Source organism: Streptomyces sp. CA-288835 (genome assembly GCF_050936385.1).
Taxonomy (GTDB): Bacteria; Actinomycetota; Actinomycetes; order Streptomycetales; family Streptomycetaceae; genus Streptomyces.
The window spans coordinates 4,843,769-4,859,842 of record NZ_JBNJMW010000001.1 but is presented as its reverse complement, the minus strand read 5'-3'; the positions used below and the strand labels follow the sequence as shown (position 1 = coordinate 4,859,842).

The 16,074-nt window shown below is 69.3% G+C and carries 13 protein-coding genes and 2 pseudogenes; 4 read left to right on the top strand and 11 right to left on the bottom strand.

The window, feature by feature from the left end; all coding sequences use genetic code 11:
- Positions 1-4: 4 nt before the first annotated feature.
- The 3 genes from ACQEVY_RS21810 to ACQEVY_RS21800 are packed head-to-tail and all read left to right on the top strand — an operon-like array spanning position 5 to position 3,419.
- Entirely contained in the window at positions 5-889 is an 885-nt protein-coding gene (locus tag ACQEVY_RS21810; protein WP_432951004.1) for a cupin domain-containing protein, read from the top strand.
- Positions 889-2,172, top strand: a complete 1,284-nt coding sequence (locus ACQEVY_RS21805) for a beta-ketoacyl-[acyl-carrier-protein] synthase family protein (protein ID WP_432951002.1) — start codon at positions 889-891, stop codon at positions 2,170-2,172. The genes ACQEVY_RS21810 and ACQEVY_RS21805 overlap by 1 nt, the downstream gene beginning before the upstream one ends.
- Positions 2,169-3,419, top strand: coding sequence for a beta-ketoacyl synthase N-terminal-like domain-containing protein (locus tag ACQEVY_RS21800; protein WP_432950999.1), 1,251 nt, complete (start codon positions 2,169-2,171; stop codon positions 3,417-3,419). The genes ACQEVY_RS21805 and ACQEVY_RS21800 overlap by 4 nt, the downstream gene beginning before the upstream one ends.
- A gap of 228 nt (positions 3,420-3,647) precedes the next feature.
- On the opposite strand, the pseudogene ACQEVY_RS21795 reads toward ACQEVY_RS21800, so the two are convergent.
- The 3 genes and pseudogenes from ACQEVY_RS21795 to ACQEVY_RS21785 form a co-directional block, all read right to left on the bottom strand.
- Positions 3,648-3,770, bottom strand: a pseudogene (locus tag ACQEVY_RS21795) (hypothetical protein); the annotation flags it as partial.
- Positions 3,771-3,784: 14 nt separating this feature from the next.
- Positions 3,785-5,263, bottom strand: a complete 1,479-nt coding sequence (locus ACQEVY_RS21790) for a HAMP domain-containing sensor histidine kinase (protein ID WP_432950997.1) — start codon at positions 5,261-5,263, stop codon at positions 3,785-3,787.
- A complete protein-coding gene (locus ACQEVY_RS21785) occupies positions 5,260-6,000 on the bottom strand; it encodes a response regulator transcription factor (RefSeq protein WP_432950995.1) in 741 nt (246 codons plus the stop codon). The genes ACQEVY_RS21790 and ACQEVY_RS21785 overlap by 4 nt, the downstream gene beginning before the upstream one ends.
- A gap of 158 nt (positions 6,001-6,158) precedes the next feature.
- Between ACQEVY_RS21785 and ACQEVY_RS21780 the strand changes: the two genes are divergently transcribed.
- Positions 6,159-8,333 (top strand): MMPL family transporter, encoded by a 2,175-nt coding sequence (locus tag ACQEVY_RS21780; protein ID WP_432950993.1) that lies wholly within the window; start codon positions 6,159-6,161, stop codon positions 8,331-8,333.
- A gap of 56 nt (positions 8,334-8,389) precedes the next feature.
- On the opposite strand, the gene ACQEVY_RS21775 is transcribed toward ACQEVY_RS21780, so the two are convergent.
- The 8 genes and pseudogenes from ACQEVY_RS21775 to ACQEVY_RS21740 all read right to left on the bottom strand — a co-directional run bounded on the left by ACQEVY_RS21775 (position 8,390) and on the right by ACQEVY_RS21740 (position 15,200).
- Positions 8,390-8,737: a TcmI family type II polyketide cyclase gene (locus ACQEVY_RS21775; RefSeq protein ID WP_432950991.1), complete on the bottom strand. Its 348-nt coding sequence runs from the start codon at positions 8,735-8,737 to the stop codon at positions 8,390-8,392.
- Between the two features lie 145 nt (positions 8,738-8,882).
- Positions 8,883-9,542, bottom strand: a complete 660-nt coding sequence (locus ACQEVY_RS21770) for a response regulator (RefSeq protein ID WP_432950989.1) — start codon at positions 9,540-9,542, stop codon at positions 8,883-8,885.
- Positions 9,543-9,675: 133 nt separating this feature from the next.
- On the bottom strand, positions 9,676-10,275 hold the full coding sequence (locus tag ACQEVY_RS21765; protein ID WP_432955331.1) for a sensor histidine kinase: 600 nt from the start codon (positions 10,273-10,275) through the stop codon (positions 9,676-9,678).
- A 936-nt stretch (positions 10,276-11,211) separates the two neighbouring features.
- Positions 11,212-11,961 (bottom strand): NmrA family NAD(P)-binding protein, encoded by a 750-nt coding sequence (locus ACQEVY_RS21760; RefSeq protein ID WP_432950987.1) that lies wholly within the window; start codon positions 11,959-11,961, stop codon positions 11,212-11,214.
- A gap of 94 nt (positions 11,962-12,055) precedes the next feature.
- Positions 12,056-12,127, bottom strand: a pseudogene (locus ACQEVY_RS21755) (hypothetical protein); the annotation flags it as partial.
- 540 nt (positions 12,128-12,667) lie between these two features.
- Positions 12,668-13,147, bottom strand: coding sequence for a MarR family winged helix-turn-helix transcriptional regulator (locus ACQEVY_RS21750; protein ID WP_432950985.1), 480 nt, complete (start codon positions 13,145-13,147; stop codon positions 12,668-12,670).
- A gap of 8 nt (positions 13,148-13,155) precedes the next feature.
- Positions 13,156-14,217, bottom strand: a complete 1,062-nt coding sequence (locus ACQEVY_RS21745) for an alkene reductase (RefSeq protein ID WP_432950983.1) — start codon at positions 14,215-14,217, stop codon at positions 13,156-13,158.
- A gap of 77 nt (positions 14,218-14,294) precedes the next feature.
- Positions 14,295-15,200, bottom strand: a complete 906-nt coding sequence (locus tag ACQEVY_RS21740; protein ID WP_432950981.1) for an NADP-dependent oxidoreductase — start codon at positions 15,198-15,200, stop codon at positions 14,295-14,297.
- Positions 15,201-16,074 lie beyond the last annotated feature (874 nt).

The window sequence follows — 16,074 nt, the reverse complement described above, 5'->3', positions numbered from 1 at the left end:
CGTAGTGATCGGCCACACCGACAACTTCATCGATATCGACGCCCCCTTCGGCTTCGTCTGGGACCGGACGAACGATCTGCGCCGCTGGCCCGACCTGTTCTCCGAGTACGCGAGCGTCGACATCCTGGAGGAGACCCCCACCTCGGCCACATTCCGGCTGACCATGCACCCCGACGAGCAGGATCGGGTGTGGTCCTGGGTCTCGGAACGCCACTGGGACAAGGACGCACGGACGGTCAGGGCCCGACGGGTGGAGACCGGACCGTTCGAGTTCATGAACATCACCTGGACCTACGAGGAGCTGGGCCCGGACAGCACCCGGATGCGCTGGGTCCAGGACTTCCACATGAAGCCGGACGCCCCGGTGGACACGGCGGCGATGACCGAGCGCATCAACCGCAATTCGGCGGTACAGATGCAGCTGATCAAACAGCGGGTGGAGCGGGCCCGGTGCCGCGTGGTGGGCATGGACGACGTGCCGTCGAACACCCGGCGCGGCGGCGACCTGCGCACCCTGCTGGCGCCGCCGAACGCGGGAACGTCCGCCGGCTTCTGCGGTGCGGTCCGCCTGAAGCCGGGCGAGGGCGTCTCGGAGCACTACCACCCCTACTCCGAGGAGTACCTGTTCGTGGCCCGCGGTGAACTCCGGGTCGACCTGGACGGCGAGCCCGTCACGGTTGGCGCGGAACAGGCGCTGCACATACCGCGCAACGTCCGGCACCGGCTGACCAACACGGGCGACGAGCAGGCACTGGTCGTCTTCCAGATCGGCCCGCTCGCTCCGGAGCCGCACCTCGGCCATGTGGACACCGAGCCGGGCCCGGGCGACCCGGCGCCGTCCGCGGACGAGGCCCTCACCGCGGCCCTGACCGGTCCGGGGGGCACTTGATGTCCGGCGAACGGACACGCAGGGCCGTCGTCACCGGCATCGGCGTGATCGCCCCCGGCGGTGCGGGGAGGGAGGAGTTCTGGGACCGGATCGTCAGCGGAAAGTCCGCGATCCGTACGGTCACCGCCTTTGATCCGAGTCCCTTCCGGTCGCGTATCGCCGCGGAGTGCGACTTCGACCCGGTCGCACACGGGCTGACGCCACGGGAGATCCGCCGCACGGACCGGTTCGCCCAGTTCGCGCTCGCCTCGGCCGCGGAGGCCGTCGAGGACTCCGGGCTCGATCTCGCGGCGGCGGACGCGGAACGGGTCGGGGTCTGTCTCGGCTCGGCCGTCGGCGCCTCGATCACCCTGGAAGAGGAGTACGTGGTCGTCAGCGATCACGCCCGGGAGTGGGAGGTCGACCCGCAGCACGCGATGCCCTTCCTCTACCAGGCACTGGTGCCGTCCAGCGCCGCCACCGAACTCGCCGTGCGCTTCGGCGTGCACGGACCGGCGGCGGTGGTGTCCACCGGCTGCACCTCGGGGATCGACGCCATCGGGCACGCTCTGCGGTTGATCGAGGACGGCGAGGCGGATGTCATGATCGCGGGCGCCTCGGACGCCCCGATCACGCCGATCACCGTGGCCTGCTTCGATGCGATCCGGGCCACCAGCCCGCTGAACGACACTCCCGAGCTGGCATCACGGCCCTTCGACGCCGGCCGGAAGGGCTTCGTACTCGGCGAGGGCTGCGCGGTACTGATCGTGGAGGAGTACGAGCACGCCAAGGCCCGCGGAGCGCGGATCTACTGCGGGATCGCCGGCTACGCCGCGCGGGCCAACGGCTTCCATATGACAGGGCTGCGCCCGGACGGGTTCGAGCTGGGCGAGGCGGTCAAGGACGTCATGGGGCAGGCGCGGCTGAACTGCGACGACCTCGGGTACATCAGCGCCCACGGCTCCGGCACCAAGCAGAACGACCGGCATGAGACGGCCGCCTATCTGCACGCGCTCGGAGATGCCGTCCGGCGGGTGCCGATCAGCTCGATCAAGTCGGTGATCGGGCACTCGCTGGGGGCGATCGGCTCGATCGAGATGGCGGCCTGTGCACTGGCCATCGACCGCGGGGTGGTGCCGCCCACGGCCAACCTCACCACGCCCGACCCTGAATGCCCTCTGGACTACACGCCGTTGACCGCTCGGGAGACCAGAGTCGACCACGCGCTGTCGGTGGGCAGCGGCTTCGGCGGCTTCCAGTCGGCGATGGTGTTCTCGAAGACGGTGAAGGACGGTGCGGCATGACCGTACGTCGGCGCAGTGTCATCACCGGGATCGGTGTGGTCGCCCCCACCGGTATCGGCGTCACCGAGCACTGGAAGCACACCTTGGAACGGGTCTGCCGGATCGGCCCGATCCAGGAGTTCGACACGTCGAAGCTGCCCTCGCCGCTGGCCGGCCGGGTGACCGGGTTCGACGAGAACGCGTCAGTCGAGAGCAAGTTGCGGGTGCAGACCGACCGGTGGACCTGGATGGCCCTGGCCGCCGGCCGGCTGGCCTTCGAGGACGCCGCGCTCGATCCGCACCGGCACGACCCCTTCGAGCTGTCCGTGGTCACGGCCAGTGCCTCCGGCGGGAACGCCTTCGGCCAGCGGGAGATCCACAACCTGTGGAGCAAGGGGCCCAGCGCGGTCACGGCGTACCAGTCGATCGGATGGTTCTACGCGGCGAGCAGCGGCCAGCTCTCCATCCGCGACCAGCTCAAGGGCGCCTGCGGGGTGCTTGTCGCGGACGGCGCGGGCGGGGTCGACGCCCTGGCCCAGGCACGGCGGCTGATCGCGCGCGGTACGGGAGCGGTCGTGGTCGGCGGGACTGAGGCCCCGCTGTCCCCGTACGCCATGGCCTGTCAGGCGAACCGGGCCACGCTCAGCCGGGATCCGGAACCGGCGACGGCCTACCGGCCGTTCGCGGCGGACAGTCCTGGGTACGTGCCGGGCGAGGGCGGCGCGATGCTCGTGGTCGAGGACGCCGAGTGGGCCGCCCGCAGAGGCGCACCCGCGCCGTATGCCGAGGTGCTCGGTACGGCGTCGACGCATGACGCGCACCATCCGACACAGCCCGCGCCGGATCACCGGCAGCTGGCGCGGGCGATCCGCGAGGCGGTCGCACGGGCCGGTCTGACGCCGGATCAGATCGATGTGGTCTTCGCCGACGGAGCGGGCGATCCGCTGCTCGACCGCCGGGAGTCGGACGCCCTGGTGGAGGTCTTCGGCAGGCGGGCTGTGCCGGTCGCGGTGCCCAAGTCGGCCACCGGCAGGCTGTGTTCGGGAGGTGCCGCACTGGACCTCTCCTGGGCGGCTCTCGCCCTGGCACACAACACCGTCCCACCGTCGGTGAACCTGACCGCGCGCCCCGGCGACGACCTGGAGCTGGTCACCGCCGCCCGGGAGAACGCCGGACTGCGCACCGCTCTCGTGGTGGCCAGGGGCGAGGGCGGCTTCAACTCGGCGGCGGTCCTCGGCCTGCCGGAAAGCGGCAGGCGCACGCTCTGAGCCGGAGATACGGTTGCCGGCCCCAATCAGGCCGTGGCCACCGCGGGCCGTGAGGCGAGACTCCTCACGGCCCGCGGCGGCATGCCCGGCGGGCTCAGGAGACGATGTCCTGCTTCTCGAAGCCCATGTCAATCCCGGTTCAGGTGAGCGCCCCGTAAGGGGCGCGGGGAACTGCGCGACAAGCCACAACGAACCCGCAGCCGCCCACCCCGAGAACCCCCCGAGCTACTAGCCAGCCACCTCAGACCGATCCTCACCCCACAACGTGTGAAACGACCCCTCCCGATCCACACGCCGATACGTGTGCGCCCCAAAGAAGTCCCGCTGCCCCTGCGTAAGCGCCGCAGGCAGCGCGTGGTGGACTCTCAGGAGTGCTCGAGGGAGTGCTCAAGCGGCAGGTGCACGCGGAAGGTCGCGCCCTTGCCGGGGGCCGAGTCGACCTCGGCGCTGCCGCCGTGGGCCTTGGCCACCGCGGCGACGATGGCCAGTCCGAGGCCGACGCCCTCCTTGGGTCCGTCGTCGGACGTCTGGACGCGGGCGCGGGAGGCATCGACGCGGTAGAAGCGCTCGAAGACGTGCTGGGCCTGCTCCTCGTCGAGGCCCGGTCCGCCGTCCGCCACTTCGATCACGGCCTGCCCGTCCCGGCGACCGACCCGTACCTGGGCCTCGGTCCCGTCCGGAGTGTGCTGCCGAACGTTGGACAGCAGATTCCCCAGGACCTGCCGCAGCCGGTCCGCGTCGCCCCGGACGACCACCGGACCGGAGTCCGTCTCGGTCTCCAGCAGCAGCAGACGATCGGGGGCGAGGACTCGGGCGTCGTCGACCGCCTCCGCGGCCAGCGCTCCGAGGTCGACCGATTCCCTCGCCAGCGGCAGGCCCTGGTCCAGCTTGGCGAGGAGCAGCAGCTCCTCGACGAGGGACCCCATACGGCGGGCCTCCGACTCGATCCGGGCCATCGCCTGGGCGAGGTCGTCGGGCCGATGCGCGGCGCCCCGCCGGAACAGCTCCGCATAGCCGCGGATGGTGGTGACCGGTGTACGCAGTTCATGCGAGGCGTCGGCGACGAAGCGGCGCAACCGCTCCTCCGTACGCCGCCGTTCGTCGAACGCCGACTCGATCTGGCCGAGCATCGCGTTCAGCGCGCTGCCGAGCCGGCCGACCTCGGTGCGCGGTCCGGCGGCCGGGATCCGACGGGCCAGATCACCGTCACCGATCGCCCCGGCCGTCTCCGCGATCGACTCCAGCGGACGCAGTCCGGCGCGGACGGCACGCCACGAGAGCAGGACCACCGCCAGCAGGGCGACCACGGCGGAGGTGGCCGCGACCATCGCGGTGCGGTGCATCAGTTCGCCGGCGACGGTCGTCTTCATGCCCACGAGCAGGATTCCGTCGGAGAGCCGGGAGGAGTGCAGCAGCCACTCACTGCCGTCGGGGCCCCGAACCGGGTGGAACACGCCTCCGGAGGCGTCGTCGGCCGTGCCCCGGTCCGGCCACAGTTCGGAGGGCAGGGTGCGGGGCAGATCCGGCCGGGCGCCGAAGTCGGAGGTCTGGCGCACCTGGCCGTCCCGCGACCGGAGCTGGAAGAAGGAGGGCAGGTCGCCCTTCTCGGCGGATGCCCGCCAGATGCCGGTCAGCTGGTCCTGAGAGCGGGGCAGAGCGAGCCCCCCGCCGCTCCGCTCCGCGGCCAGGTCATCGCGCAGCTGACCCGACACGGCGGCGAGCACCTCGTCGTTCTGGTCGTGACGCCAGTCCTGGAGCGCGCCGAAGGTGGCACCGACGGAGAGCGCCATGCCGAGGGCCAGCAGCCCGGAGAGCACCAGGACCAGCCGGGTGCGCAGGGTCATCGGCCGACCTCGGAGTCCTGCTGTCCGGTCTTCCGCCGCCGGGTGTCCGTCTCCTGGATCCGTACGACGTAGCCGATCCGCGGCACGGTCTGGATCAGGGTGGGTTCGAAGGCGTCGATCTTCCGCCGCAGATAGGAGACGTACGTCTGCACCACGGCGTCACTGCCTCCGAAGTCGTACTCCCATACGTGGTCCAGGATCTGACGCTTCGACAGGACGCGCCCCGCATGCGCGACCAGGTAGCGCAGCAGCTTGAACTCGGTCGGCGTCAGATCCACCCGCACCCCGTGCCGGCGCACCTCATGGGCCTCGTCGTCGATCTCCAGGTCGGCGAAAGTGAGCTTGGTGCGTTCCTCGGGACGCGAGGTCCGGCGCAGCACCGCGCGGATTCGCGCGATGAGCTCCTCCAGGCTGAACGGTTTGGTGACGTAGTCGTCGCCGCCCACCGTCAGCCCGGCGATCTTGTCCTCGGTGGCGTCACGGGCCGTCAGAAACACGACGGGGGCCTGGTAGCCGTCCTGCCGCAACCGGCGACAGGCATCGATGCCGGAGCCGTCCGGCAGCATGACGTCCATCACGATGAGATGCGGGCGGAACGCTTCGACGAGTTCGGCGGCGGCTCCTCCGGTTCCCGCCACCGCGGTGTCGAACCCTTCGTAGCGCAGAGCGGTGGCGACGAGGTCCGCCAGATAGTTCTCGTCGTCAACAACCAGGACACGCAGCGTCGTTGAGGTCACACAGCAAGTGTCGCCCGATTCGTGCCGGTCCAAAGGGCCGCCGCCACATTGACAGAGTTCTCTAAGAACGGTCGATGAGCGGCCTAAGAACTCTCTGATGGCCTGGTGGCATGGAGAAACTCTGCGGATTCGTTCTCGGACGGAAGCGACTCGTTCGGATGCTCGTCATCCTGCTGCTGCTCGCCGGAGGGGGCGCCATCGGCCTGCTGATCCCCAACATGGACGAGCGCAACGCCTACCCCGGCCTGCCCGGGTACGAGGCGAACCAACAGATCATGAAGACGTACGGAAACGGCGGCTACGAACGGCCCTTCGTGCCTGTCGTGACACTGCCGGAGGGACAGCGGGCCGACAGCCCGGAGGCGAAGGAGGCCCTCGGCCTGGCCTTCGACGCGGCTGCCGAGAAGGTGAACGCGCGCGTCGCGTCGTATGCCAACACCGGGGACGAGGCGTTCCTCGGCGAGGACGGCAGGACGACCTTCGGGCTGGTCTTCGGCGGTCCCGTCGAACAGGGCGGGCTGCCGGGCAGCGCGCTCGGAGAGGCGCCCGCGCTCGGCCCGCTGATCGTGGATGCCATGCGCGACGAGCTGCCGAAGGATTCCGAGGTCCAGGTCACCGGGCTCGACACGCTGGCGACCGGCTCCGACCAGGGCGGTCTCAACGTCCCGGTGAAGCTGCTGGTCACCATCGGGGCCGCGATCGCGGTGCTGCTGTACGTCTTTCGTTCCGCCCTGGCCTTCGTACCGCTGCTGACCGCGTTGGTCGCGGTGCCCGTCTCGTTCCTGGGGCTGCTCGCCGTGAGCCCGTTCATCAGCGTTCACGAGACGACGGTCATCATGCTGCCGCTCCTCGGCGTCGGCATCGCGATCGACTACGCGCTGATCCTGGTCACCCGCTGGCGTGAGGAGGAGGCCAAGGGCCATCACGGCGACGACGCGGTCCGTCGGGCCATGGCCACGTCCGGGCACGCCATCGTCTTCTCGGCCGGCGCGGTCGCCATCGGGCTTGTCACCATGGTGCTGCTGCCGATTCCGCTGATCCGCAGCCTCGGCATCGGCGGCATGATGGTCACCGCCGCGAGCGCCCTGATCTCGCTGACCCTGCTGCCACTGCTCCTCAGTTCCTCGGGCCGACGCCTCCAGCGCCGCCGGGAGGCCGGGCGCGCGGACCGCCCCGCACTCGAGCGGGAGGCGTCCGCCGGACGCTTCTGGACCGCGGTCGCCCGGAACGTGGTGCGCTTCCGGTGGCTGACGGCCGCGGCGAGCGGTGCGGTTCTGCTGGCCCTGTCCGTCACGGCGCTCGGTCTCAATCTGTCGGTACCGACCACCGACCGGCTGGCCGACTCCGGTCCGGGCCGGGCGGGGCTCACCGCCCTGACGGACAGCGGTGTGCCATCGGGCACTCTGACATCCTTCGACGTCTACGTCCCCCAGGGCACCGATCCGGCAGAGGTCGCGGACGGCCTCCGTACCACGGACGGGGTGTACGCGGTCACCGCGCCCGAGGACGAGGAGTGGCGCCGGGACGGCTCCGCGGTCCTCACCGTGCTGCCGAGCGACGAAGGCGGCTCGGCCGCGGGCGAGGACACCATCGCCCGGGTGGTCGACCGAGTGCCGGACGGCACTCTGGTCGGCGGCAACGTCACCCAGCAGCTCGACTACGTGGACGTGACCTACTCGGCCTTCCCCTGGATGCTGGCGGTGCTGTCGCTGGTCACCTTCGTGATGCTGGCGCGGGCATTCCGGTCGCTGCTCCTGCCCCTGAAGGCGATCCTGCTGAACCTGCTGTCGCTCGGGGCGGTACTGGGCGCGATGGTCATCCTGTGGCAGTGGGGGTGGGGCACCGAGGCCGTGCTGGGCATCCAGCCGGACGGCTCCATCGGAACCTTCGTCCCGGTGACCATCTTCGCCTTCCTGTACGGGCTTTCGATGGACTACGAGGTGTTCATCCTGTCCCGCATCCGGGAGGAGTACGACCGCACCGGTTCCACTCGGACCGCAGTGGTGGACGGCGTCGGACGAACCGGCAGGCTGGTCACCTGCGCCGCACTGATCCTGTTCGCCTCGTTCGCCTCGATGGCCGCCGGCGGAGAGCTGGACGTGTCGATCTTCGCCTCCGGTATCGCCCTGGGCATCCTGATCGACGCCACCCTCATCCGGGGCCTGCTGGTGCCCGCCACGGTGGCGATGATGGGCAAGTGGAACTGGTGGCTGCCCGCCTGGGCCGCCCGTCTGCTGCGGGTCGAGCCGTCACCGCTGCGTGAGGAGGCGGTGCCGGATGAGCGGCCGGCCGATCCGCAGCCGGTCAGCCCGGCGGGTGCGGCGCGCGGCTGACACACGCATCGGAGCCGCGGCCCACCGCAGGGGTCACGGCTCCGATGTGGCGCCGGTCAGGAGTGCTCCACTCCTTCTTTGGCGGTCCACCGGTAGAAGGAAGTCGCCATGGCATCCGCCGGACTGCGCCATGTCGCCGGATCGTAGGGCGAGATGAGCGGGTCCAGATCGGCGCAGAGCTGCTGGAAGTCCTCCCGCACTCGGGCGGCGGCCATGGCGCGGTCCGCTTCTCCCTCGAACTCCACCAGATGGAAATAGAGGTCGTCGTGATAGTGGAAGAGCTCGCGGCGGGTCACCCCGAGGTCCGCGGGCAGCGAAGTCCGGTCGGAAGCCTCGAATACGGCGGCGACTTCCCGAGCTTTCTCCGGTTCCATACGGGCGACGATAAGGATCCGATCGGCCATGAGGAATCTCCTGTTCCGTGGCTGCGGGCACAATGACACGGCCACAGTAGAGATGAGCGAAGGGGACCGTCTTCCTCACTCGGTGGGAATTCCTCCTCCCCCGTCCGGAGGAGGAGTCCATAAATCCACGGCATCCACGGAACCGTCAGACCAAACCGTTCTCGTAAGCGTAGATGACCACCTGCACGCGATCCCGCACACCCAGTTTTCGGTACAGATGCTGTACATGCGATTTGACGGTGCTTTCCCCCAGGACGAGCTTCTCCGCTATCACCGCGTTTCCGTATCCCTGAACGATCAGGCGAAATACATCGAGTTCCCGGCCGGTCAGGGACTTCAGTTCGGCACCGGCGGCAGAGGGAAGAACGGGCCGACGGACGAACTCTCTGATGAGCTGCTGGGTGACCATAGGAGACAGCAGCGCACCGCCGTCGGCCACTGCCCGCACCGCCTCGACGAGCTGCGCCGGAGAGGAGTCCTTGATCAGGAATCCGCTGGCCCCGGCCCTGAGAGCCTCGAAGACATACTCGTCCTGGTCGTACATGGTGAGGATGACGATCTTGGGGGCGGTGTCGGGCGAGCCGCCGGAGAAGATCCTCCTGGTCGCCTCCAAGCCGCTCATCCAGGGCATGTTCACATCCATGAGCACGACGTCCGGGGTGGTCCGCCGCATCAGCTCCAGTGCCTCGACGCCGTTCGCAGCCTCTCCGAGAACAGTGATGTCGTCGAGCGGCGTGAAAACGGCACGCAGCCCCTGCCGCACCAGCGGCTGGTCATCGACGATCAGTAGACGTATCGGGTCCATGAGCCTTCCTGCGCGCTTATCGATCCAAATGCGAACGAGCAACGCCGACGCACAAGTTGGGGCCTCCGGCGAATCCCGGGGCACTCGGCGAATCGATGTCGGCTCGCGCGCTGTGCCATTCCGCTCGTCCTTGCTAAGCGGTTGCCTCCACGGGCCGGCCGGGGCGGCTGGGCAGGGTCGCCATGATCCGTACGCCGCCGCCGGGGAGCTCCTGGTAGCAGAAGGACCCGCCCAGTTCGGCGGCGCGGCGACGCATATGGAGAAGTCCCTGGCCGGAGCCGGGGACCAAGGGGGCGACGGTGCCCCCGCGGAGCCGGGAACGCGCCACGGCGCCGTTGCCGGGGGCAGTCCCGTTGACGATGCTGACGTGGAGCTGCTCGCCGAACTCGACCCGTACGTCGATGGGCCCCTCGCCGTGCTTGATGGCGTTGCTGACGCCCTCTTGGATGATCCGCAGCGCAGCGTGTCGTGTGCTCGCGTGCAGATTCTCCTCCGCTTCGACACCGCTGAAGTGAAGGGTGAGATCGACTTCCGGAAGATCGACGCCGAGGGCAGTCACCCGGTCCGACAGCGGGGCGTCGTCCGACGCCTGCTCGGACCGCGGCAGGCGACCGAGGGCCGCACGGATCTCGCGCTGGGCTTCCACGGCCAGTTCTTCGATGGCATGCGCCGCCGTTGGCGCATGGACGGATTGCGCAGACAGCTGACGAGCGTGCATGACGATGGCGAGCATCCGATGACCTGCACCGTCGTGCAGCTCAGCGGCTATGCGAGCGCGTTCACGGAATTTCTCATTCCGGACGGATTTCTCAAGAGCACGGTACTTTAGTTTTGCATGAAATAAGAGACCCGCGGTAACAGTGAGAATCATGATCTCGAACAGGAACACATCACGCGCGTACTCGACAACGGAAAACAATATTCCGCTTTCCAATGTGGATCATCCCCCGTATGAACATCCACAGCACTTTCGGTCACTGTAGCACGGTTCATAGAAGGTCAAGAGAAAAGCCTTGGCGAACCCTGAGTAGCTCGTCGCGAGCGCCTGTGAAGTGACTCTCAGGATGTCAACATTCCGGTGCAATATCGAGAACTCAATTTGTTGAATAATGCTCACAATAGCTTCTGGTGCGATCTTGGTGGACCAGGGAGGGCGAACTGCGTTTCCCCTTCCCTGCTCACGCTGCTCACGCTGTTCCGCGAGACGGCGACCCGCCGCACCCGCCTGTCGGCGGAGCCGGCGGCCGACTCGTACGCCGGCGAGTGATCCACGGAGACAACAAAGAGGCCCAGGTCGCTGACCTGGGCCTTGATCGTGGAGCGGGTGACGAGAATCGAACTCGCGCTCTCAGCTTGGGAAGCTACGGCGCTTGGGGGTGCGGCGTGTACCGGGACTGGATCGTCTTCTGCATGCGCGACGACTCGATATGGCTGCGCTGCCGGACCGGCCACGAAACGAGGGAGCTGGGCCTGGACGCGGCCTGGTACAACCGCAACTTCGGTCCAGTCGACCGGTTCCACCCCACCCTCGAAGAGGGCCTGCGCCACCTCGGCCACCGAATACCCGAAACCCCGACGCCCCTTCTCGCTGCCGGTGCCCGGAGGGCCGGCCCTGTCACGCCACGCCCACAGGGCCTCGCCCGGGCAGCGGGACCGGGAGGCGAGCTGGTCACCGGTGCTGCGCCGTGCCCAGCTCGTCGGTGAACCGGGCGATGGCGTCCTCAGCCGTGGGGACGGGGCCGAACAACTGCTCCTGGCGGCGGGGGTCGGCGGCGTAGCGGCCGGTGTCGAACCAGCCGAACATCGCGGTCATGTCCTTGACCAGGGGCATGAAGCGGCCGGCGAAGGCTCCTGCGGCGCGGGCGACGGCGGAGGGGACCGCCCACACCTTGATCTTCTTTCCGGCCCGTTTGCCCATCAGGTCGGCCATCTCGCGCATGCTGACCGGACGGTCCCAGCCGATGTCGATGCGCTCACCGTTGTCGGTGTCGGTGTCGGCGTCGACCGCGGCCGCCAGGTACGCCGCGAGATCAGAGGTGCGGACGAAGGTCAGCGGGACGGTGGTCTTGCCGATCCACATCAGGCGGCCCTTGTCGACCGGGTCGCCCGCCATGGTCGCGATCTGGTCGAGGAAGGCCCCCGGGCGCAGTGCGACGAACGGGACGCCGAGTTGTTCGAGGTTGTCCTCGGCGATCTTCTTGTGCCAGAAGTGCGGGATTTGGGGCGTCTGGTCGCTGGTGAGGATGCTGGTCAGGACGAACCGCCGGATGCCGGTGCGGTGGGCGGCCTCGGCGAGGTTGGCGTTGCCGACGGTGTCGATGTCGTGCGCGTTCTTGCCGCCGCGGGTGTAGCCGGCAGCGGTGGTGATGACGGCATCGGCGCCGTTCATGGCGGCGACGAGTGAGCCGAGGTCGAGCATGTCGCCGCGGGCGATCTCGACACCCCGCTTTTTCGAGCCTGGTCGCGTCGGTGGTCGGCCGGACCAGGGCGCGGACGTTCTTACCGCGCCCCAGCAGTTCGTCGACGACCTTGCCCCCGAGGGAGCCGGTCGCGCCGACGACGAGGACGGGGAGGGTGGTGGTCATGGGGGTCTCACTTTCAATCAGGTCAGTAGTGGGGGGATTGGGTGGGCGGGGCAGTGGCGGCCGCGGACGTGGGTGCCCTCGGCCCGGGTCGCTCAAGGGGCGGGCCTGTGATGGGTGGATCCGCGGCGCGGGTCATCGCCGACTTGCAGGGGCTTGCGGAGGTCGACGGTGACCCGGACGCGGGTGATGCGTCCGTCCTCGATGTACAGCCAGTTGGCGATGGGGGAAGGGCTCGCCGGCCCCGCGGGGGTGTTGCCCTGCCCCCTCAATGAGCTCCGTCCTGCTTCCACCGGGACAGCTCGCGCTTGCCCCTGCCGCTGAGGCAGCCCTCACCCCGTTCTCCCTGACGTACGGGGGGAGCGGCGGGGTTCCGCCACATCCGCGGGCTCGGCTCACCGGGCTTCTTCAGACAGGCGGGGAGCCTGGCTCCGTTCAGCACGGGCCTTCGTGAGCCGAGTGCTCTGCAGCACTGTCCACATCGCAGGAACGCCGGAAACTATGCGCACTCCAGGCCGGAACCGGGGTGCGAGCCGAGGGGAGTTACTTGGACTCTTCTTGCGGAAGAGCGCGGCTGTTGATCGCGTCGGCGATGGCGTAGGCGGTGCGGACGAAGGACTCTGCCTGCTGCGCCGACAGGTTCAGCGCGGAGGTCTCCTCCAGGGCCCGCCACATGGCTGCCAGGGGCTCGCGCATGCCACGGCCCTTGTCGGTGAGGTGGACGACCATGACGCGCCGGTCGTATTCGGCCGGCTCGCGGACGAGCAGGCCGGCGTCCTGCATACGGCGCAGGGACTTCGAGACCGTTGAGTGGTCCAGGCCGACGCTTTCGAGCAGCTCGGACTGGGTCTGGCCGTCCCGGTCCAGCAGTTGCATCAGCAGCAGTTCCTGTCCGGGATGCAGGTCCATCTCGCGGAGCATTGCGGCGGCGCGGGCCCGGTGAGCACGGGCGAGCTGAAAGATCGCGTAGCTCATCGGCCCCTCGCTGGCCGTGCTGGGGATGCGGGGTGTTGGGAGGGACATGCGGTTCCTCAGACGGTGTAGGTGGGGTAGTCGGTGTAGCCGACCACTCCGCCGCCGTAGAAGGTCGCTGGGTCGGGGGTGTTCAGCGGCGCGTCCGAGCGTAGCCGCTCGACCAGGTCCGGGTTGGCGAGCGCGAGGGCGCCGACCGAAACGAGGTCGGCCGTGCCGTCGTCGACGTCCTTGGCGCGGGTGGGCATATCGGTGCCGGCCCGGTTGAGGATCAGCGTGGTCGGCCACAGCTCACGCAGGGTGCCCAGCAGCTCCTCGTCGCCCGCGTGCATCACGTGGAGGTAGGCCAGACCGAGCGGGCTGAGGGCGCGCAGGAGCGCCGGATACAGCTCGGCGGTGTCGGACTCGGCCATGTCGTTGTACGGATTGCCGGGAGAGATACGGATACCGGTGCGGTCGGCGCCGATCTCGTCGGCCACCGCGGCGGCGACCTCGACGGCGAAGCGGATGCGGCCGTCGAGGGAACCGCCGTAGCGGTCGGTGCGCTGGTTGGTGTTGTCGGACAGGAACTGGTGCACCAGATAGCCGTTGGCGCCGTGGATCTCCACGCCGTCGGCGCCTGCCGCGACGGCAGCCGCTGCGGCGCGGCGGAAGTCGTCGACAGTCGCCGCGACCTCCTGAGTCGACAGCGCACGGGGTGCCGGCATCTCCTGGGGCCCGGACGCGGTGAACATCACGCCCTCCGGCGGGATCGCCGAAGGGGCGACCGGCCGCCGCCCGTGGGGGGTGTTGTCGGGGTGGGCGATGCGTCCGGTGTGCATCAGCTGGATGACGATCCGGCCGTCGGCCGCATGCACGGCGTCGGTGACCTTGCGCCACCCGGCGATCTGCTCGTCATTGTGGATGCCGGGGGTGAGGAGGTAGCCCTGGCCGTCGGCGTTGGGCTGGGTTCCCTCGGTGATGATGAGCGCGTGCGAGGCCCGCTGGGCGTAGTACTCGGCGTTCAGCTCGGTCGGTACTCCTTCGGGTGTGGAGCGGTCACGGGTCATGGGGGCCATGACCAGGCGGTGCGGGAGGGAGATGTCACCGACGGTGGTCGGTGTCCACAGGGCGTTCAGCATGAGTGATCCTTCGGTGCGGTGGTGAACAGGTGGTGATCGGGGAAGTGGGGGCGTGGCGGAAGGAGAGGCGGGTGTGATCAGTCGAGGGTGAGGGCGAGCTTGCCTCGGACGTGCCCGGCGTCGCTGACCTGCTGGGCCGTGGCGGCCTGGTCGAGCGGGTAGGCGGTGACGGTGGTGACGACCTTGCCGGTCGCGGCATCTTGCGCCAGGGCGGCCAGGCGGGCGGACGAGCGTTCCTGGGGACCGTTGGCGAAGGTGATGCCGAGCTGGTGCGCGCGGAAGTCGGCGATGGTGACGATGCGTTCCGTGCCGCCCCGCAGGGTGATGGAGTCCTCCAGGGCGTCCTTCCCGGCCAGGTCGAACACCGCGTCCACGCCGTCGGGTGCGAGCGCCCGGACCCGCTCGACCAGGCCCTCGCCGTAAAGGGTCGCGGTCGCGCCGAGCGAGGCGAGGTAGTCCTGGTTGGCGGGGCCGGCGGTGCCGATGACACGCGCTCCGCGGGCCGTGGCCAGCTGGACCGCCAGGGTTCCGACCGCTCCGGCCGCGCCGTGCATCAGCACCGTCTCCCCTGCGGCGACGCCCAGCAGGTTCAGGACCCGCTCGGCCGTCTCGCCCGCCACCGGCAGCGCGACCGCGTGCTGCCAGTCGAGGCCGACGGGCTTGGGGGCCACGGTGGTGGCCAGCGCGTACTCGGCGTACGAGCCGGTGTCCGACCAGCCCAGCACCTCGTCACCCACCTGCACGTCCCGCACGCCCTCACCCAGGGCGTCCACCACGCCCGCGAGCTCGCCACCGGGAACGGCGGGGAGCGGCGTGGGGAACACGGCCTCCAGCGCCCCGGAGCGGATCTTGCCGTCCAGCGCGTTCAGCCCGGCCGCCTTGACGCGGACGCGGATCTGCCCGGGGCCGGGCTGCGGGACCTCAATGTCCGCCTCGTGCAGCACTTCCGTGCCTCCGAAACGGTCGAACAGGATGGCTTTCATGACGACTCCTCTCGTGTCGCCACCCATTTAGGTGGCTGGACACATAACTAACGTAACAGCAAACATGTGGCTAGCCAAGTATTGCTCCCGCTCGACGCTGCACGAGATCGGCCGCGGTCGCGTCGGTCTCCTCGGGGCGGCCGTCGATGTGGGAGGTGCCTGCCGGAGCGAGCCTTGCGTCCGGGCGCCGAGAGCGCGGCACACCTGGGCGGTGTGGGCCGTGAGGGCGGCGGTGGACAGGGGCGCCGCAGGGGGAGACGTCGGGGCCACTCCGACGCCCCGGGCCGCCCAGATAGAAGTCCCATACGCTCGGCAGGTCGGGCCCCTGAGGATCGGCGTGTCGGTGAGTCGGGCCATGGACGGGTGTCGAGGCGGTCGTCGAAGGCCGGGACGCGCAGGAACTGGAAGCACGGCGTCGGCCCGCCCCGGTCGCGGGCCATCAGGCTCACGCCGGCCGGGAGGTTAGTGCCGGTTAGGGCGCGCGGAAGGCGCGTCACCCGAAATTGGTCTAGACAACTAACAAGCCCCAGGTCGTTGACCTGGGGTTTCAAGAAGAGCGGGTGACGAGAATCGAACTCGCGCTCTCAGCTTGGGAAGCCGCGATCATTTGAGGGTGGCCTGCATGCTGACCTGGGCGAACGGTCGGATCACGGCCGTGTCGGGCGGGTTGCTTTCACCGTGATTCCCCGCTGTTCCCCGCTCGTTCTGGTGCGCTTGTGGTGCGGTCGAGCAGCAGCCCACCGGGGGCGCCCGAAATTGGTGAGCGCCTGGGGCGTGGTTGTCGGCGCCCTGGGGGCCATGAGCCGTTGGAAGCTCTACGACAACTGGTATGCCGATCTCGCCAGACCACGCCCTCGCCGCGTGACAGAACCGT